We start from the raw sequence: 17,427 nt of genomic DNA, 5'->3' as shown, positions 1-17,427 counted from the left end.
CCAAGAACTTCACTGAGAGGTTGCCTATTTCAATCCCTGTTTTACACCGTCTATTGTTAGAGCCCTCGCTCACGTTTGCGAACCATATTCTGCTCCCACGCAAACGCGAAGTGCCCGTGGCAGAACGCCGATCTCGACCTTCTCATACTCTCTGCGTTCCCCGTCAAGACTGAACCGAACCGGCTCGTCCTCGAGGGCGACAACTTCGAGTTCGGACGCTTCGATCGTCGTAACGTGGGGTGTATCGCGACTGAAGAGCCGTCGTTCGACGGCCTCGGTAATCGCGTCCGTCGGCGGTACTCGATCGACGATCGTCACCTCGAAGTGGCCACCTTCGGCGTTCGATGGCTCGTTTTCCCCGGTGAAGTGTCGGAGAGTGCCGATCAGCAGACACAGCGCTTCTCCGTGCCACGCGTACTTCTCATCGCCGGCGACGGCACCGACCGCCACCTTCAGCCCATCGAACTCCCGAGCGGTCCGCAACCCCTCGACGATGAACGCGAGCGTGCCGATCCGCTGTTTGAGGTCTCCAGAGGCGGATGTGCTCGCTGCAGCGGGGAGGCCTGCGATGGCCGACATCACGAACGGCTCGCCGTCGGCCGTCCCCAGGTCGAGTCGCTTTGTGTTGCCCCGCTCTACGGCCGCGAATCCGTCGCGGATGTTATCGACCCCCAGCGCCGACGCGGTGATATTCGCGGTTCCTGCAGGGATGATACAAAGCGTCACGTCCTCGAGTGCGTCGGCCGCGACGAGTCCCTGAACGGCTTCGTGGACGGTTCCATCACCGCCGCAGACTGCGAGGAGGTCGACACTGTCGGCCGCGGCCTGCATCGTGAGGTCGACTGCATGGCCGGCGCGTTCTGTCTCGGCGGTCTGAAATCCGTGATCAGCGGCGAGTCGAGTGGCCTGTTCAACGTGACCACCCTCCCCGCTCGTCGGATTGAGAACGAGACGCCGCCCGTTCTCGGTCGTCTCCTCCGTCGAATCCACATCTCTATTGATCATTGTAGAATCGGATGGAGTGAGTGCCCAAGTACTCTGGGCTGGATGCGGCCGGGTTCTTGTTCCCCACGAGCAGCCACGAACCGTTTTGGGCGGCCGCCTTCGCCGCTGTATCGCGGTCGTTCGTAACGTTGAACACACGATGGTGCTCCGGCAGCTTGCTAATCGACGAGATAGCCTTGGTCTGTTCAAGATTGTGGTTGAGCCAGAAGGCATTGACCATCGGCTGAGGCTACGTGGTACGCGGAATGAGTGCCTGCATCAGCTTTTGTCTGGGCTGAAATGGTGTTGCAGCGTTTGCAGGCCGAATCACTATTTCGTCTCTCAAGGTCCATCTAGTCGACACATACGTTTCCAAGCTGCCAGCTCGCGATAACGATCTCACCACTTGAAGAAGCGACACGTATGGAAGAGTTAAACATCGCATTCGTTACGATCGGTAGCCTGGCGCTGTTGTTGAGCCTCGCCGCTGGACTGATGCGAAGTAAAGTGTATTTCATCTCCGAGCCGATAGTAGCAGTGGTCCTCGGCCTCGTGATTGGACCTTTAGGACTGGAGTTGATTCACCTTTCCAGTTGGGGCGATCCGTTCACGATCATAGAACAGTTCGCACGTCTCACGGTAGGGCTCGCCGTTATGGCCGCCGCACTCCGACTCCCGCAACGGTACATCCGGGATCACGTGCGTTCAATGGCGGCGATTCTCGTTCCGGGAATGATCGGAATGTGGGTTGTGAGCGGCGTACTGGTGTATGCATTCCTGGATGTGCCGTCTGGATCGCGTTGCTCATCGGAGCAATCGTTACGCCTACAGATCCAGTTCTCGCCGGGACAATTGTCACCGGCACTACCGCAGAGCAGTATATTCCGGAGTCGATCCGGAACCTTCTCACGGCCGAATCAGGAGCCTACGACGGTCTCGCGTATCCGCTCGTCTTCCTTCCAATTTTGGTACTCCAGCATCCGCCCCAGCGGGCGATCACGGACTGGCTAGTCTCGACGCTCCTGTGGGAAGTCGGCGTTGCTGTGCTCGTCGGCGCGGCGGTTGGCGCGGCCGCCGACTGGATTGAACGTAAATCCCACCAGCACAAGTTTCTCGAGCAGACGTCGCTGTTGAGCGTCACCATCGCGCTCACCTTTGCTGTCCTGGGCGGGGTCAAGTTGCTCGGCAGCGACGGAATTCTCGCGGCGTTCGTGGCCGGGCTCCTCTTCAACCAGTTCGCTGACGCCGCGGACGAAGCCGACGAGCAAAGGGTTCAGGAGACGGTACTTCGTCTATTCACGTTCCCGATCTTCGTGTTTTTCGGTATCGTTCTCCCAGTCGAGCAGTGGTTTTCGCTCGACTGGGCCGGCGTAGCTCTCGCGGCCGGTATCTTGCTTCTACGGCGCCTGCCGATGTTGGTGATCTTCTGGCAGGCAGTGCGGTCAATCGACAGTGGTCGCGACTCGCTATTCGCGGGCTGGTTTGGCCCGATCGGGATCGCAGCGCTGTTCTACGCGACGGTTGCTCACCGAATACTGGGTAACGCGATCATCTGGGAGGTAGCCAGTCTCGTCATCGCGAGTTCAATACTCGTTCACGGGATTACGGCTACGCCGTTCACGAAACTGTACGGTCAGGCGATTGATCGTCTCCAGCCAGAGTCGTCGAACGGAAGCGACGAATCGGCAGCGTTCTCGGAGGGGTGAACGTCCAGAGTATGGCCGTCTCGAGTAATCTGATAAACCGATACAATCCGATCGGTTGAAACCTTGAGTGACCTGGACAGGTTCGCTGCTGTAGTCGCGAGTCTCGCGATCGTCTCGATTAGGCGATGGAAAGGGACTCTTTACGATTCGATCTTTTCGACGATATCTCGTGCCTGGTCTTTGGCCTTCTCTCCCCCTACACTTTTTTGATGAGAACGGACTCTACCTTCCAGTCGTCACTATCTTCTTTTTGCCCCATTCGTACTTCACTCCCCTCAGAGACCGATTGGGCGGGTTCTTCGGCCCAATCGGGTGTCCGAATTTCGTCGAATTGATCCGGATCTCTAAACCGGACGTGAATATAGTCGTCCTCCGTTTCTACCTTGTTTACTTCAACCATGCTTTTGGCTAGCATTCAGACGATTATAAGAGAGGTGGCAGTATTAGCAAGGTGTAGAGTTCCTCGCGGTGATTTTCACGATATTGACGAACCCTCTGTTATCCATTTGACCCGAGTCACTGATTCTCGCTTGCGGTCACATCTACTTATCATCCGTCGCCCTCATCCGAAATTGATGCAATGATATTGGAGAGCCTCTGTCGACCAAATACGACCACGAGACCCGCCCCTAATAGGTCGAAGATGATGTCTCCAATCGCGTCTAACCGTCCGTAGTGGACGAGTAGTGGTTCGAACCCTCTCCGACCGGCGATTGTGTGGATGATGTACTCAAGTGCCTCCCAGAGGACTCCGAATCCGAGTGTCACCCCCGTAATTACCGCCGGTCTTGATTTCGACGGAAATTTCCTTGGGGTGTCCTCTTTGGCCTCTGCCCGAATCGCGACATCTGTGGCCCCTGCGACGACGACACCGGATAACGTATGAGCGAGGTGATCCCACCACCAAATCCGATCGTACGGCCCCAGCATCCCCAGCGTGTGGACCAACGCAGCTGCCGAGACCCACAGCCGTTGCCACGGTTGGAAACGGGTACCGTATCTGTTCTCTAGATATCTTGGCATCGCTGCAAACAGAAGCGAGACGATGCTGTTGACGATTACGCTCGGATCGCGCCGACGGACGCCTTCGACGAGCGAAGCGACGATAGCGAATTGAAGAGTGAGGTTCGCGGTCCGTTCAGTATTGTTCCCTCTCTGCGAGCGGAACCAGGCTGCGAAAGCAGTAATCATGCGGGGACCGATGTCTCCGTTTATTGCCGACTGGCTAAAGATGCTTCGCGTTTTCATTCCATTGAAACCAGGCATATGTTACGAAGAACGGTATCCAGGGTAGTGAACTAATCAGGTAGATCAGCATTCTAATTGTTTAATAGTCGTGATGACAAAACCCCAACTCTGTTGGGCTCGTCGGGTACTGTAACTGTGCCGGACACAATAGCTTACGGCATCCGGTTTCACCAAGGTCTTTTTGCACTACTAGTGGTTCATCAGGTGGGGAAATGAGAGCACAATTCAAAACATGGGTTCTCATCTCCGGTCATCGGCATCTTGTCGCCATCGGGATGCTTTTTCTCATGCTAGGGGTAGTACTCGTTCCAAACCTTACTCGATTCAGTGTTCGAAATATTACTCCACTGACGTATATGGCGAGTGCATTCGTAACGGGAAATATCACGCTCATTACTGTCGTAGTGGCAATCAACCAGGTGATTCTCTCGCAAGAACTGGAATCACCCGATTCGTTGAAAGAAGAAATCGAACGGACAGCGGAGTATCGGCAGGCAGCGCTCGACCAGCAGCCGATTCCAACCGACCCATCGAACTTTCTTCACCAACTCCTCCAACAGACCCGTCAGCACGCCCTCTCACTCGAAGCGGTCCTTCCCGGAACGCCCGACGAAGGGAGGGACGAGCTTGTAACAGATCTTCCAAAGCAGTGCGAACAGATTAGCGATCAGTTGGAACCGGCTTCTGATACCCTCTCAAACGTGATCGCTCCAATTCTCGGCGTCGACTTTGGAGACTTCATCCACCAGTGCCACCGGCTACAGGCGAGATACGGCGAAGAGAGCCGCGAACAGCTCCACACGATGCTTGACCAGGTCGCGTCGGACCTGGAGAACCTCGACGTTGCTCGTCAATACTTCACGACAATCTTTATGAAAGAAGAGCTTGCTAAACTATCGCGATCGCTCCTCTATATCGGCCTATTATCTGTCTCGGTCCCTCTCACGCTTCTCTTCCAACTTACCACCTATACAGGGTCTTCGCCCTCTATGCCGAGGGTGGTCATTCTGAGTGTCCTCACCGTCTTAATTGGACTTCTACCGCTTGCGATCTTGATAGCGTTCGTCCTTCGTATCGCAACGGTCGCTCAACAGATCGCAGCGATTACGCCGTTCACTTCTTAACAACACCCTGCTGGTCAAAGGCGGAGCCACGCTGAGGAAAATAGGAGCGTATCGATCGTCGAGAATATCGGTTATTAGGGGCGGGCGATGAGGACAGACGTATCAACCGACCGGATGACACGATCCGTCGAACTTCCCAGCAGGTGGTCTTTGATTCCAGATCGGCCACTCCCTCCCATGACGATGAGATCGATCCCATTGTCGGTACTGTACTCGGCGATCACTTCGTGAGGGACGCCTTCGCGCACGACTTGTTCGGATGTCACATCACTATTGTCAGCCTTCGTTGATGCCGTCTCGAGGATTTCGTCTGCCTCTTGTTCAAGCGTCTCTGTGAGCTCTGGTGCAATACTCCCGGAGGCGGCCATCTCCGTCCCGGCGTCTATCACGTGTAGAAAGTGGACCGTCGCTGCATGTGGTTTAGCGACACTGACACCGTGATCTTCGGCAGCAGCACTCGACTCACTCCCGTCCGTCGGAACCAGAATCGTATCGTACATTGGTTCCAATCACAGTATCTGTGGCCATAAAACTCGACCACAACAGAAGGCAATCTTCCCCCACGGCTCGCTCTCACTCGTCGGTGGCTTCGAAGTGTTCTTGATCGAGCGGATCTTCGATGTCGCCCATGATCGCCTCTAGCAGATCGGTCACGGTGACCAGCCCGACGACGTCACCGTCTTCGATCACAAGGGCGAGTTCTTGCCGTTCCGTCTGGAACTGATCGATCGCGTCGCTGACGTCCGCGTCTGGCGAGAGCGTCATCGGCGGCGCTGCTAATTCGGCGAAGTCAATGTCACCGTCGGCCACTTCCTCGCGATGTCTGAGGAGGACTGGAGTGTAGACGATGCCACGGAAATCGGTCAGGTCGTCGCCGATCAGCGGATACCGGGTTTGCGGTCGGTCTTCCATCTTCTGCAGATTCACTTCGGAATCGTCTTCGGTTGATACGGCAACGATCTCCTCGGACGGCACCATCACTTCACTGATGGATTGCTCGCCGATGTTGAACGCGTTCATCACTTCCTCGCGACGTTCGTCCGATAGATCGCCTTCTTCGAGGACTGATCCGAGTCGATTCCGGAGATCGGCGCGAGACTCGATGACTTCCTGTTCGGTTTCGCGCCACGCTCCAGTCATTTCGATGCCGAACAGTCCGAGCGTCCGCTTCGCAATCCAGTCACCGAACCAGATCGCTGGAGCAAGCACCTTGGCGAACCAGTACAGCGGCCGCGACCCGTACCGACAGACCTGCTTCGAACGTTCGACGCCGAGATACGTGGGCGTCTGTTCCCCGTGGGTGAGGTGGACGAGGTTAATTAGAAAAAATCCGAGCAACGAGCCAGCCCCGATCGAGGCGAGCGCCGTATTGTCGAACAGCGGCTCGAATAGCGCTGCCAACCCGGGTTCGGCGACGATTCCTAACGCGATGCTGGTTCCGGAAATCCAGATCTGACACGTCGTCAGGTAGAATTCGAGATCGTCGGTCATTTCCCACGCGAGTTGGAGTGACGGGGTGTCGAACTCTGCCTTGGGATACTGCCGGGCACGGGTCAGCCCGAACTCGATCGCGACGAAAAACGCGTTCAGCCCGATGAGGAGGATCCCCGCCATGATCCGTAGACTGATCTCGAATGGCTCCATCACCGGACAATAGCATGAGAAGGTACAAATTAGTGTGGAAAAACGGGTTGTTTTTGCGACAGACATTCCCTACCAGCAGAACTGGTGGCGGGGAGCCAGGTCGTAGTAGAGACCGTTTTGTGTGATGGCATAAAACGTGAACCCGGCAATTTCAGGGTATCATTACAGACGGATAGTGGGTGGATGATTCGACATTTTCTGCATGGAACAAAAGAGCCGGCGTGCTGAGTTCATGCTCTGTATCTCGCACGACGTTCCTGACTGCATTCTGATAAGACGTCAGACAATGCTGAATACACAGCGCGAATACAGCACGTAATTTAGTTCAATCTCCGAAGTGGTGAGTGCTCAGTACAGGTATTCAGTGAACGGTTGCCTATTCCAGCCCAGGTTTTACGCCGTAGAGTGCTGGTACTGTGAGTAATGGCTTTAACTCAAATCGACCACGTGAACGACCAGATGGGAGACTGCATCGACAACTGTCTCGAAGCCGCTCAAGCGTGTGAATGGTGCGCTGATGAATGTGCTGGTGAAGGCGAAGGGATGGCCAAGTGCCTTCGTCTCTGTCGGGATGTCGCCGATCTCACGACGCTACACGCACGCTTCATGGCACGGAACTCGAACTACAGCACGCAACTTGCAGAAGCCTGTGCTAGTGCATGCGAAGAGTGTGCGGACGAGTGCGAACAACACGATGAAGAACACTGTCAGGTCTGTGCTGACGTGCTTCGCGAGTGTGCCGACTCCTGCCGGGAAATGACGTCAACGTAGAACCCTCAACTAATCCTGCCCGTCCACAAACCCTTTTTTGTCACCAGCGTATTGTCGGCTTGAATAACTTTGTACGATGCTAGAAATCATACGCTATGGCTCGTGAGACTGCACCCTCCCGAGAGGAGATTGAAAGACGCATCCAACAGGTCGGAAAATACTCCCACGCGGTCCGTATAGGATTGATAATCATCCTCACTGCGTTTTTGTTAGCTGTTGGTGTCGTCCTTCCCGCAAATCTTGACAGTCCCTCACAGGCAATCGAGTCGATACTTATGCCGCTTACGTTCGTCGGACTGGGGACCATTCTGTACGGAATTGGAATGCATCTTCACTTGATGCATTTGAATCTCGTCCGCCAGTTACAGCCCGAATCGACGGACGACCAACGGTCAGCTCCTGACTCAAAGGACTGATTTCAAGCGAAACGCAGTATTAAGTATGCTCAGTTCCACTTCTACTGAGCGAGCCGTTCACTGGGTTTGGCGTGAACCAAACGAAGCCGTTGTGTTGAACTCATTCTCTATATTCAGCAGACACCTTATGGCAGGATTTGAATAGAACGTTCAGTTTCTGCTGAATACAGAGCGCGTATCGGTCACAGTGAGTTGATGAACTGGCTCACTACCCGGTTGAACCGCTCGGGTTGCTCTATAGGCGGACAGTGGCCGCAGTTTTCGAAGAGTTCGAACGTGGCGTCCGGGACGAGGTTTGTGACGTGTCTCACCGCTTCGACGGTCCCCGTTCCCCGCGTTTCGTCCCCGCCGGCGCACACCAACATCGGGACATCGATCTCGGGGAGGACTGCTCGGTAATCACGTGTGAGCGCATCGAACAGGATGGCGCTTTTGATGGGGGACGGAGTCCGAGACGTCTCGTCGACCTGCAACGTTCTCATCTCCGTGGTAGGGTTTGAGAAGACTTGCTCCGTGAGGCGTTGGATGAAACTCGTCTGATCTTCCTGGACCAGTGCGAGCGTATCTTTCAGTCCCACTAAATCGGTGAGTCCATAGTCGTAATCATCCCACTGAAAACGCGATGCCTCGATATCGATATCAACCAGTCCCCGTATCCGCTCTGTGCCGAATTGATTCACGTAGTCCCACGAGACGAACGCTCCCATCGACCACCCCACCATGACAACTTCTTCGAGGTCTCGCTGTTTGAGGAACGTGTGAAGATCACGGGCGTACTGCGCGACTGTGTGTCCGAGTTCCGTCTTCTCAGATCGGCCATGCCCTCTGAAATCGACGGCGACTGTGCGGTACTCGTTCGAGAGACTGGCTAACTGCGGCTCGAAAAACCTGAGACCACACATCACGCCGTGAAGAAAAATGATCGGCTGGCCCTCGCCGTGGTCCTCGTAATAGAGGTCTGCCCCGTTACACTGGACGTACGGCATAACGATGATTGTACGCTTCACTCGATGATAAGCCTACGCCACAGGCTAATGAGAGGTGGTGAATACATCCTCTGAGTCGGTCATGTCGTTTCTGACAGTAGTTGGGTAGTTCGTTGCGTCTCTGCAAAATTCAGGGCGCAATGCAGCACGCATCACGGTCTGATTAGGGCGCCGATAGCATCGACCAGTAGCGACCCCATCGAGCGTCCTGGAGAGGACTCGTTCACAGCGAGGCGTTGACGGTCACCCTGCTACGCTATATACCACCAAATCGAACCATATCCAATGGGCTCACTTCATATCACGTTTCTAGGAACCGGTGCGCCGGTACCGACCGGCGAGCGTGTCCAGACCGGGTACTTGATCGAGTCCGATGATTCCCGCGTTCTGATCGACTGTGGAAGTGGCGTCCTCCACCGGCTCGCACAAGCGGGGGTCGAACTCGTGGATATCGCCGCCGTGGTATTCACTCACCATCACGTCGATCACGTGGCTGACCTCGTTCCATTATTGAAAGCCAGACTGTTTCTCGGCGAACCGTCGCTCACGGTGGTTGGGCCGGAAGGAACTACTGAACTCATCACAAATCTGCTCTCGGCGTATGACTATCTGCGAGACGGGCTGAACCTCGTCGTCAGAGAAGTTACACCGGGCTCGTTCTCCGTCGCGGGGTTCGACGTAGCCGCTATCGAAACGCAGCACGTGATGTACTGCCTGGCATATCGGATAACGCCCGAGGGAGACGACTCCCCGACGATTACGTTAAGCGGCGATTCTGAAGCGTCATCCGAGGTCGTCGCGTTCGCCGATGGCTCGGATCTCCTCGTCCACGATTGCGCATATCCGGATGAACTGGCCGACGCTCCGCACGCGACCCCATTGGAATTGGGGCGGGCGCTCGACGGCGCCCGGATCGGTCGAACGTACCTCACGCACCTCGCTCCCGAAACCGATGGGGTGGACGATGAGATGCTCGAATCGATCGGTGAGTACTACGATGGTGAGGTTCGGATAGCTCACGATGGCCTCGAAATCGAGGTTGGTTGATCTTCAGTCGGGTTATCCAACGGCTAGTGACGACGAGACTGATTGAATCCGGTCGGTACACGGTCGGGTGCCGCCACAGTCCCAAGCTGATACGACGAGACCGTCCGGAACGACCACGATCTCCTGCTGCATCCATGCTCTGTATTTTGCACGCTTCTTCTGACACAATTTCGAAAGTCCATCGAATCTCTGCAAGATACAAGGCGCATATCTCTCGATTATCTACGGATGCATCACACCATCGTAACCGCGACAAGGCCAATCCCGGCAACGCCAGCGAATAAACCAACCGCCTTGGCCAATCGTGGGCCCCACGACACTGTCCGTTCGAGCGACAGCACGAGCGCGATAGTCGCCATCCAGAGGATGTTCATTGAGCCTGCGATGACCATGAACGCGAACAATGCCCAACAGCATCCGACGCAGAAGAAGCTAAAGCGTAAGCCCATGCTCGCAGCCCCGCGGATCCCGGGTCGATGATAGGTCAGCAGAAACCCAAAGGGAGACCGACATTTGTCCAGGCACTGGTACTTGTACGACGACAGTTGATATCCCCCGAGCAGTAGTAACACTCCTCCAAAGAGGAGCGGTCCATGATCGCTGGCGAGCGGTGCGAGTGGAATCATAGAGTTGACTGCGAGCGGGATCAAGCCAGTGAGCGTCCAGACGAGTGTATACACCCCGAGTAACGCACTCAACCGGGCGACTTTTCCAGTTCTGGGGATCTCCCGAAGTGTTCCGTTATACAGCCGGAACAGCGGCACCGTTGAAGGATACATCATGGCGATCATCATCGCCCCCCACATGAGCAGATACAGTCCGATGCCGACGGGACCCTGTCCGATCGCCATCGCCTCGGGGATGCCCGGATCGGACATCTGCCCGTCCATTTCTCCTCCCGGCATCGGGACCCATCGCCACAGGATCGCAATCCACGCTCCGAGCGTGAATACATACATAACGATGGCGATGAACGGCAGCTGGCGAACGGTGAAAATCCGCCGTTCCGTCTCTCGTGTGGTCATACCAGGCGTGATAGTGGATGGTGAGCTCAGGCGTTCGCCATCTCGAACTCACCGAAGTATGAGTTATTGCCATCTACGTCCCACGAAAAGTCGTCGTTGAAGGCGACGCTCGCTTCGGTCGTCTTGCCGACATTTGCCTCCTCGTCTGGCTGAATGAACGGGTGCGGGTACGCCGTTCCCTGTTCGTCCCCGAAGCCGACCCTCTTCTCGGTCTTGATCGTGACGATATCGCCAGCACTGAACGAGAGGTGGCCGTTCTCTGCCGAGTAGGAAAAGGGCACCACGACGCTGTCTTCGACTGAATCGATGAGCGGTGCAGCGGCTTCGAACAGGCCGCCCGCTTGACCGGAGAAAATCGTTTCGAGCGCCTCCGCTTGCTCTTCGTCGGCAGCTTCGTCGATTACGAGAACGACGTGCCACCCACCTTCAAGGAGTATTCCCTCGTCTAAGACGAGCATTCCAGCCCCCAGCCCGTCCAATGGTACGTCTCCGTAGGTTCCTTCCTCGATATTCCAGAACCCGGCGAAGGTACACCCACCGTCATCTGCTGGTTCGTACCACAAACATTGGCACGGAACTGAACAGTTGCACGCTTCGATGAAGTTTCCTTCCAGGCTCCAGTCTTGTGTCATCAGTTTTCGCCTCCCTCACACACCACGAGACCCAGTAACATAGATTCACTCCCTGAAAGATCTACAAGCGTAGAACAAGGTATCTAATAGAATGACCCTCGATCGATTCGATCATCAATTGAATGGCTGGTTCAATGGCTTCAACGTGAAACAAACGAAACCTTCGTGCTGAACTCATCCTCTAAATCGGTCACGCCACTCCTGACAGAAGCTGAGTAGTTCGAATAACCCGTACTGAACTCAGAGCGCGAATGTCGCACTTGATGCGTTGAACATACGGGGACTGTTCAATCTCGATCAGACTGGTTCGAAAAGATATAATATCTCAACTTCAGAAATCGGTAGAGTAAACCAATTATAGTATTATGGAGTCATCAATGAGCCTTTGCGGACGACATTCCATAAACGAGGTGATAGGAGGAGTCACCCGAGCGTTGATTCCTGCTAACACCGAAAACGAGATTCAACAACGCGTTTGCGAGCAGTTCGCCGCATCTGAGCTATACGCCTTTGCATGGATTGGACGCTATAATCCAGAGGCAAAGGAGGTAATTCCGGCGGGGGCCGCCGGAATTGCAGAGAATACGCTCGATGGAATGCTCGAAATAGGGGAATCACCTCCACAGGAACTGGCAAACGAAGCAGCGCGCACACGGGAGGTCACGGTCAGACAGAACCTCGTTGACGACCCACCTTGCGAGAATTGGCGCGACCACGCCCTCAAATACGACTACCAAACGTGTGCGTTCATCCCCCTCGTTTACGAAGAGACGCTATACGGTGTCTTGCATCTGGCCACCAACCGGTCGCAAGGATTCGGGACGGCTGAACGAGAATCGCTCGCAGAGTTAGGAGTGACAATCGCATACGCCGTCGAGATCGCGGAGTCGCCCGCGAATACTGATAGCACCGAACACAAAGATTCGGAGACAGAGTTGACAAGAGTGACCGCTGAGCCTGAACAGGAGCGGCGGCTTTACGAGACCATTATCACCAGTACTCCCGACCTCGTCTACGCGTTCAACCTCGACTACCGCTTCATATTTGCCAACGAGGCACTGCTGGAAATGTGGGGTCAGACCCTCGAAGAGTCCATAGGAAAGACCCTGCTGGAAATTGGCTACGAGCCGTGGCACGCTGAGATGCACGAGCGCGAGCTCGATCAGGTCGTGGAGACGAAAGAGCCCATCCGCGGCGAGGTAGCGTTCGAACACGCCGAACTCGGCCACCGAATCTACGACTACATCTTTGCACCGGTACTCAATGATGAGGGGGACGTCGAAGCCATCGCCGGAACAACGCGTGATATCACCGGCCATAAGAAAGCCGAGGAGGCGCTTCAGAAAAGCAAGGAGCGATTCCGAGCGTTGGTCAACGCCAGCTCGGATGTCGTATATCGGATGAGTCCCGATTGGAGCGAAATGCACCATCTCGAAGGCCGGGACTTCATCGCCGATACACACGAATCGACCAGCGATTGGCTCGACAAATACATTCACTCGGACGACCTGGAGCGTGTCAAGAGGGGTATCAACGAAGCGATCCGGACCAAGAGCGCCTTCGAACTGGAACACAGGGTAGAGCAGGTCGATGGAAGCCTGGGCTGGACGTTCTCGCGTGCGGTACCGATGCTGGATGATGACGGAGATATCGTCGAATGGATCGGTATGGCGAGCGACATCACCGAGCAGAAGTATCGCGAACGAGAACTCGAACGAGCACTGGACTTGCTCGAGAAGACCGAACGCATCGCAGATGTCGGCGGCTGGGAGATCGACGTGGAGACACAGGACGTGTTCTGGACCGACCACATCTTCGAGGTTCTGGAGGTGGACGCCGACGAGGAACCGCCGCTGGAGGAAGCAATCGACATGTACCACGAGGACGACCAGCCGACCGTCCAGGAAGCCGTCGAAAACGCACTCGACTCTGGTGATTCCTTCGACGTGGAGGCACGGATCCGAACGGACAGTGACGACGTGCGCTGGCTTCGACTCCAGGGCGTACCGGAGACCGTCGACGGTGAGGTTGTTTCCTTCCGAGGGGCCGCCCAAGACGTCACCGAACGCAGACAGCGCGAGCGACGGTTAGAGGAGGTGGTCAAGAAACTCGAGGAATCCAACGAACGTCTCGAACAGTTCGCCTATGCTGCCTCCCACGACCTCCAGGAGCCACTACGGATGGTTTCAACCTACCTCCAGTTGCTCGAGCACCGCTACGCCGACAGCCTCGACGAAGACGCCCAAGAGTTCATCGCGTTCGCCGTCGACGGCGCCGACCGAATGCGAGCGATGATTGACGGTCTCCTCGAGTACTCCCGTGTCGACACTCGCGGAGACCCCCTCGAACCGGTCGACCTCGACAGCGTATTCTCGGACGTCTATCAGGATCTCCATGTGAAAATCGAGGAGCACGATGCCGAGATCACTGCCGAAGGGCTCCCTCACGTCATAGGCGACGCTGAGCAACTCCGCCAGCTCTTCCAGAATCTGCTGGACAACGCGATCGAGTATAGCGGCGACCTCCCGCCGCGAGTGCACGTCTCCGTCGAGCAGACTGACAATGGCGACGAGCGGGTGATCTCGGTCAGTGACGAGGGGATCGGCATCGACCCGGAGCAGGCCGACCGGGTGTTCGAGGTATTCGAGAGCCTTCACAGCCAGGACGAGTACGATGGAACTGGCATCGGCCTCGCACTGTGCGAGCGAATCGTCGAGCGCCACGGCGGTGACATCTGGGTCGAATCCGAACCCGGCGAGGGCGCGACCTTCTTATTTACGCTTCCAGCCGTACGCAGTCCATGAACTCGCTATCGGTATCACGCTCGCCTGTTCAAAATGATCTGCTACATACATCCTCTATATCTCGCACGCAGTTTCTGATTGAACGCTGGTAGTTCGTAGAGACGTTGCTGCATACAGAGCGCGAATGTGTCACGGCTTAAAAGCCGATTTGAAAGGGGGAGTGATTGGTGTTCGACGACGCCACTCATGGAGCCAGTGATCCGTTACTCAAGACGCCCTCCGGAGATCGTGACCCCCGAGGTGTACGCCTACGACTGGACCTCTCTGGGACACGGAATGCTGACTTCGTCGGCCTGGTCATTGAGCGATTCAAGAACTGGTTGGAGGTCGTCAAATCTGCGCCCCTTCGTTACTCTGTTCGTCTCTGGGTCCCAGTTGATGAAACCATAGTCATCCAGCAAGGGGAGGTGCTTGTGGTGCAACGCGATTTCGAAATCTCTTCGTTCCTCCCCGTCATTGAGAAGGGCCTCGGGGACCTGTACACCATCTGCTGGCTGGTCGTACAATTCGACCAGGACTCGGCGACGCGGGCCAGCGGATAATGCCGTGAATAGTCGGTCCATTGGATCTTTCTTCCGACGGTATTACAAAAAAGAAGTCGCCAAAAAATTTTGGGTAAAGCATCTTAGGACTCAAGAAAAGCGGAGGGTATAAAGTTGGCGTCAGTCCGTCGAGCTAATGAGTAGCGATTTCTCAGTAGAAGAGAAGGCGTTGCTGGAGCGAGGGGCAATCTCTTCGATCAGCTACCAAAGTGGTTGGCGAGTAGGTTTAACAAGGATGGATTCAATTATTCAGGCAACTTCGAATATACGACGGAAACCCATTGATATACGTGACTGAAAACGATTCTATTCCCCATATTCTGCTTGTAGAGGATAATCCCGGAGATGTTCGACTAACACAAGAAGCCTTCCGGGATGCTAAGTTCGACGCGAGATTGCATATCGCCGTTGATGGCATTAAGGCGCTAAATTTCTTGAGAGATGAAGAATCACCCTGTCCCGATCTTATATTATTAGATTTGAATCTTCCACGTAAAGATGGATTCGACGTGATGGAAGAGATCAGAAACGATCCAGATCTGACTCATCTTCCAATACTTGTGTTGACCAGTTCAACAGCGAAAGAGGATATTCTTTCGAGCTATGAACGGTATGCAAACGCTTACTTAACAAAGCCTGACAATCCGGGATCTTTTGTCGAATTGGTGCAGGTTGTTGAGGAGTTTTGGATCGGAAATGTTCGATTCCCATCGTGTTCTTAAGTGATCAAAGCGAGCCAGCTGATTGAATACTTATGGAAAGTTCACATCCGTATGTATCGGCTGGTTCCGCACTGAGTGAGTGAAATGAACGACTTCAGTATGCTACATCCATTCTCTATATTTTCATATCACTTCTGACAGCAACTCGGGGGTTCGCTGAGTTTCTAAGATAGAAAGCGCGAATGTGGTAGGAGTTGGTGGTCGATCAGATGGAAGGGTGATCACTCAGTGCAGAGGGATCACATATCAATGCCAATCGGCCTCAGCCTTTTCACTGCTCGGCTAATATAATTCGTAATGGCTTCAGGCAATGAGCAGGAGGAGAAGCTGGTAACCATATTATTGGTTGAACCAAATCCCGGAGACACCCGTCTCTTTACGGAATCATTCAAAGATGCGAAACTCAAGAATACTCTATATACCGTCGCTGATGCTGACGCCGCCCTTGACTTCGCCAATCAACGGGGAGAGTATGCAGATGAGCCACGTCCTGATCTCATCGTTCTTGAGCCGAAGTTACCTGGAAGAAGTGGTACGGACGTAATATCTGAACTGAAGAATGAACCATCACTATGTGATATCCCTGTTGTTGTCCTCACGAGTTCGAAGGCAGGAGAGGACATTGTCAAATCAAAGGGCCTTGATGCGGATCACTTTGTCCAAAAACCAGTTGAGCCAGAAGATTATATCGGATTCGTTCAGGAAATCGAGGGATTTTGGATGGCACTCATTCAAGAGGAACCCGCAGAGGCCTGAGCGCGTACTGGCGATTCGATAGACGAGTTCATCGAGTCCGGCCTCAAAAGCACTCTATTATTCCACAGTCAGTACGCACGTCTACTGAGCGAGTTATTTTCGGTGTGGAATAAATCATGTTGCCGTGCTGGATTCATCCTCTGAGTCCGTCACGTCGTTTCTAACAAGAGCCGGGTAGTTCATTTAGCGTCCGCTGAATTCAGAGCGCGAATGTGTCACGACTTAAAAGCCGAAGCAACACAGTCACGTCCGTTTTATTTCAACAGAATTATTGTCCGTGGTTGAATTGAGTACCAGTCCATGTCGGACCAATCGGATTCTGAAACAGGTGGTCAAGCGGAGTGGTGGAACGGGGTATACGAAAGCGAGACCGCCCCTCCCTGGGATATTGGCAAGCCACAGCCAGCTCTCGTGAACGCCGTCGGGAGTGACGGATTATCCGGCTGCGTCCTTGATGTTGGATGCGGAACTGGAATACATGCACTCTGGGTAGCAACCGAGGGACACACAGCTGTGGGCATAGATTTCTCCAGAAAGGGAATCGCGCAAGCGCGAAAGAACGCCGAAGAACGAGGTCTTAACGCAACGTTCCGAGTCGCAAATGCACTGGACTTTCCCAACGACATCGGAACGTTCGATACCGTGCTGGACAGTGGTCTGTTCCACGCGTTTGAGAGCGAAGATCGTGAGGACTACGCTTGCGAACTCGCCAGTATCGTCTCGGTGGGGGGTCGTGTATTCCTTGTCGGATTTGGTGCTGGTGCCCCGGAGGATGGGGGACCGAACCCGATCACTCCTGATGACGTATCCTCTGCCTTCACAAAAGAGTGGAACGTCCTGGAAACACGGGAAGTAGCGTTCGAAACGCGCGAAACCTCGTTCCCAGGGTTACTTGCGATTGTCGAACGAGTCTGAATGTTGATGACCGGCACGCACGCTGGTCTTGTCAGCGTTTCATTTATTCGGAGGTGAAACATACGTGACTCAATTGCTGACTATATCCTCTGTATCTTGCATGCC

At 54.7% G+C, this 17,427-nt stretch carries 18 protein-coding genes and 2 pseudogenes; 10 read left to right on the top strand and 10 right to left on the bottom strand.

All coding sequences use genetic code 11. The features are described 5' to 3' along the window. Positions 1-69: 69 nt before the first annotated feature. Positions 70-1,005 carry a diacylglycerol/lipid kinase family protein gene (locus ACFQO4_RS00500; RefSeq protein WP_500259062.1) on the bottom strand — a complete coding sequence of 312 codons (936 nt, stop codon included), beginning with the start codon at positions 1,003-1,005 and terminating at the stop codon, positions 70-72. Continuing rightward, positions 995-1,225, bottom strand: coding sequence for a hypothetical protein (locus tag ACFQO4_RS00495; protein WP_500259061.1), 231 nt, complete (start codon positions 1,223-1,225; stop codon positions 995-997). The genes ACFQO4_RS00500 and ACFQO4_RS00495 overlap by 11 nt, the downstream gene beginning before the upstream one ends. A gap of 182 nt (positions 1,226-1,407) precedes the next feature. Between ACFQO4_RS00495 and ACFQO4_RS00490 the strand changes: the two are divergent. After that, positions 1,408-2,690 (top strand): annotated as a pseudogene (locus tag ACFQO4_RS00490) (cation:proton antiporter domain-containing protein). 140 nt (positions 2,691-2,830) lie between these two features. Here ACFQO4_RS00490 and ACFQO4_RS00485 read toward each other — a convergent pair. Together ACFQO4_RS00485 and ACFQO4_RS00480 are read right to left on the bottom strand one after the other, a co-directional pair. Further along, a pseudogene (locus ACFQO4_RS00485) lies at positions 2,831-3,090 on the bottom strand (hypothetical protein). 149 nt (positions 3,091-3,239) lie between these two features. After that, positions 3,240-3,881: a DUF2238 domain-containing protein gene (locus tag ACFQO4_RS00480; protein WP_500259060.1), complete on the bottom strand. Its 642-nt coding sequence runs from the start codon at positions 3,879-3,881 to the stop codon at positions 3,240-3,242. A gap of 269 nt (positions 3,882-4,150) precedes the next feature. Between ACFQO4_RS00480 and ACFQO4_RS00475 the strand changes: the two genes are divergently transcribed. Next, a complete protein-coding gene (locus ACFQO4_RS00475; protein ID WP_500259059.1) occupies positions 4,151-5,062 on the top strand; it encodes a DUF7972 family membrane protein in 912 nt (303 codons plus the stop codon). Positions 5,063-5,136: 74 nt separating this feature from the next. On the opposite strand, the gene ACFQO4_RS00470 is transcribed toward ACFQO4_RS00475, so the two are convergent. Together ACFQO4_RS00470 and ACFQO4_RS00465 are read right to left on the bottom strand one after the other, a co-directional pair. Further along, positions 5,137-5,562, bottom strand: coding sequence for a universal stress protein (locus tag ACFQO4_RS00470; protein ID WP_500259058.1), 426 nt, complete (start codon positions 5,560-5,562; stop codon positions 5,137-5,139). A gap of 73 nt (positions 5,563-5,635) precedes the next feature. Further along, positions 5,636-6,706, bottom strand: a complete 1,071-nt coding sequence (locus ACFQO4_RS00465) for a hemolysin family protein (RefSeq protein WP_500259057.1) — start codon at positions 6,704-6,706, stop codon at positions 5,636-5,638. A gap of 423 nt (positions 6,707-7,129) precedes the next feature. Here ACFQO4_RS00465 and ACFQO4_RS00460 point away from each other — a divergent pair, with 423 nt between their 5' ends. After that, positions 7,130-7,477, top strand: coding sequence for a four-helix bundle copper-binding protein (locus tag ACFQO4_RS00460; protein WP_500259056.1), 348 nt, complete (start codon positions 7,130-7,132; stop codon positions 7,475-7,477). A 95-nt stretch (positions 7,478-7,572) separates the two neighbouring features. Continuing rightward, the gene (locus ACFQO4_RS00455) at positions 7,573-7,893 is read left to right on the top strand and encodes a hypothetical protein (protein ID WP_500259055.1); all 321 of its coding nucleotides are present in this window, start codon (positions 7,573-7,575) and stop codon (positions 7,891-7,893) included. A gap of 182 nt (positions 7,894-8,075) precedes the next feature. On the opposite strand, the gene ACFQO4_RS00450 is transcribed toward ACFQO4_RS00455, so the two are convergent. Beyond that, on the bottom strand, positions 8,076-8,879 hold the full coding sequence (locus tag ACFQO4_RS00450; protein ID WP_500259054.1) for an alpha/beta fold hydrolase: 804 nt from the start codon (positions 8,877-8,879) through the stop codon (positions 8,076-8,078). A gap of 285 nt (positions 8,880-9,164) precedes the next feature. Here ACFQO4_RS00450 and ACFQO4_RS00445 point away from each other — a divergent pair, with 285 nt between their 5' ends. Beyond that, entirely contained in the window at positions 9,165-9,926 is a 762-nt protein-coding gene (locus tag ACFQO4_RS00445; RefSeq protein ID WP_500259053.1) for an MBL fold metallo-hydrolase, read from the top strand. Positions 9,927-10,159: 233 nt separating this feature from the next. On the opposite strand, the gene ACFQO4_RS00440 is transcribed toward ACFQO4_RS00445, so the two are convergent. Together ACFQO4_RS00440 and ACFQO4_RS00435 are read right to left on the bottom strand one after the other, a co-directional pair. Beyond that, complete coding sequence (locus tag ACFQO4_RS00440; RefSeq protein WP_500259052.1) at positions 10,160-10,951, bottom strand: DUF2182 domain-containing protein; 792 nt, start codon at positions 10,949-10,951, stop codon at positions 10,160-10,162. Between the two features lie 26 nt (positions 10,952-10,977). Continuing rightward, positions 10,978-11,583 (bottom strand): DUF1326 domain-containing protein, encoded by a 606-nt coding sequence (locus ACFQO4_RS00435; protein WP_500259051.1) that lies wholly within the window; start codon positions 11,581-11,583, stop codon positions 10,978-10,980. Positions 11,584-11,960: 377 nt separating this feature from the next. Here ACFQO4_RS00435 and ACFQO4_RS00430 point away from each other — a divergent pair, with 377 nt between their 5' ends. Beyond that, on the top strand, positions 11,961-14,387 hold the full coding sequence (locus ACFQO4_RS00430; protein WP_500259050.1) for a sensor histidine kinase: 2,427 nt from the start codon (positions 11,961-11,963) through the stop codon (positions 14,385-14,387). A gap of 248 nt (positions 14,388-14,635) precedes the next feature. Here ACFQO4_RS00430 and ACFQO4_RS00425 read toward each other — a convergent pair whose 3' ends face one another. Further along, on the bottom strand, positions 14,636-14,809 hold the full coding sequence (locus ACFQO4_RS00425; RefSeq protein ID WP_500260430.1) for a hypothetical protein: 174 nt from the start codon (positions 14,807-14,809) through the stop codon (positions 14,636-14,638). Between ACFQO4_RS00425 and ACFQO4_RS00420 the strand changes: the two genes are divergently transcribed. From ACFQO4_RS00420 to ACFQO4_RS00405, 4 genes are all read left to right on the top strand, one after another. Further along, a complete protein-coding gene (locus ACFQO4_RS00420) occupies positions 14,804-14,929 on the top strand; it encodes a hypothetical protein (protein WP_500260486.1) in 126 nt (41 codons plus the stop codon). The genes ACFQO4_RS00425 and ACFQO4_RS00420 overlap by 6 nt on opposite strands. A gap of 290 nt (positions 14,930-15,219) precedes the next feature. Then, positions 15,220-15,651: a response regulator gene (locus ACFQO4_RS00415; protein WP_500259049.1), complete on the top strand. Its 432-nt coding sequence runs from the start codon at positions 15,220-15,222 to the stop codon at positions 15,649-15,651. Between the two features lie 297 nt (positions 15,652-15,948). After that, on the top strand, positions 15,949-16,407 hold the full coding sequence (locus ACFQO4_RS00410) for a response regulator (RefSeq protein ID WP_500259048.1): 459 nt from the start codon (positions 15,949-15,951) through the stop codon (positions 16,405-16,407). A 300-nt stretch (positions 16,408-16,707) separates the two neighbouring features. Then, a complete protein-coding gene (locus ACFQO4_RS00405; protein ID WP_500259047.1) occupies positions 16,708-17,322 on the top strand; it encodes a class I SAM-dependent methyltransferase in 615 nt (204 codons plus the stop codon). Positions 17,323-17,427 lie beyond the last annotated feature (105 nt).

It is taken from the genome of Saliphagus sp. GCM10025334, from assembly GCF_042663485.1.
Taxonomy (GTDB): domain Archaea; phylum Halobacteriota; class Halobacteria; order Halobacteriales; family Natrialbaceae; genus Natronosalvus.
The sequence above is the reverse complement of the archived record's forward strand: the minus strand, read 5'-3'. Positions and strand labels throughout refer to the sequence as shown.

Excerpts from the sequence above, each read along its gene's own strand:
- ACFQO4_RS00500 (WP_500259062.1), bottom strand. The coding sequence starts at position 1,005 with ATGATCAATAGAGATGTGGATTCGACGGAGGAGACGACCGAGAACGGG.
- ACFQO4_RS00495 (WP_500259061.1), bottom strand. The coding sequence starts at position 1,225 with ATGGTCAATGCCTTCTGGCTCAACCACAATCTTGAACAGACCAAGGCT.
- ACFQO4_RS00480 (WP_500259060.1), bottom strand. The coding sequence starts at position 3,881 with ATGATTACTGCTTTCGCAGCCTGGTTCCGCTCGCAGAGAGGGAACAAT.
- ACFQO4_RS00475 (WP_500259059.1), top strand. The coding sequence starts at position 4,151 with ATGAGAGCACAATTCAAAACATGGGTTCTCATCTCCGGTCATCGGCAT.
- ACFQO4_RS00470 (WP_500259058.1), bottom strand. The coding sequence starts at position 5,562 with ATGTACGATACGATTCTGGTTCCGACGGACGGGAGTGAGTCGAGTGCT.
- ACFQO4_RS00465 (WP_500259057.1), bottom strand. The coding sequence starts at position 6,706 with ATGGAGCCATTCGAGATCAGTCTACGGATCATGGCGGGGATCCTCCTC.
- ACFQO4_RS00460 (WP_500259056.1), top strand. The coding sequence starts at position 7,130 with ATGGCTTTAACTCAAATCGACCACGTGAACGACCAGATGGGAGACTGC.
- ACFQO4_RS00455 (WP_500259055.1), top strand. The coding sequence starts at position 7,573 with ATGGCTCGTGAGACTGCACCCTCCCGAGAGGAGATTGAAAGACGCATC.
- ACFQO4_RS00450 (WP_500259054.1), bottom strand. The coding sequence starts at position 8,879 with ATGCCGTACGTCCAGTGTAACGGGGCAGACCTCTATTACGAGGACCAC.
- ACFQO4_RS00445 (WP_500259053.1), top strand. The coding sequence starts at position 9,165 with ATGGGCTCACTTCATATCACGTTTCTAGGAACCGGTGCGCCGGTACCG.
- ACFQO4_RS00440 (WP_500259052.1), bottom strand. The coding sequence starts at position 10,951 with ATGACCACACGAGAGACGGAACGGCGGATTTTCACCGTTCGCCAGCTG.
- ACFQO4_RS00435 (WP_500259051.1), bottom strand. The coding sequence starts at position 11,583 with ATGACACAAGACTGGAGCCTGGAAGGAAACTTCATCGAAGCGTGCAAC.
- ACFQO4_RS00430 (WP_500259050.1), top strand. The coding sequence starts at position 11,961 with ATGAGCCTTTGCGGACGACATTCCATAAACGAGGTGATAGGAGGAGTC.
- ACFQO4_RS00410 (WP_500259048.1), top strand. The coding sequence starts at position 15,949 with ATGGCTTCAGGCAATGAGCAGGAGGAGAAGCTGGTAACCATATTATTG.
- ACFQO4_RS00405 (WP_500259047.1), top strand. The coding sequence starts at position 16,708 with ATGTCGGACCAATCGGATTCTGAAACAGGTGGTCAAGCGGAGTGGTGG.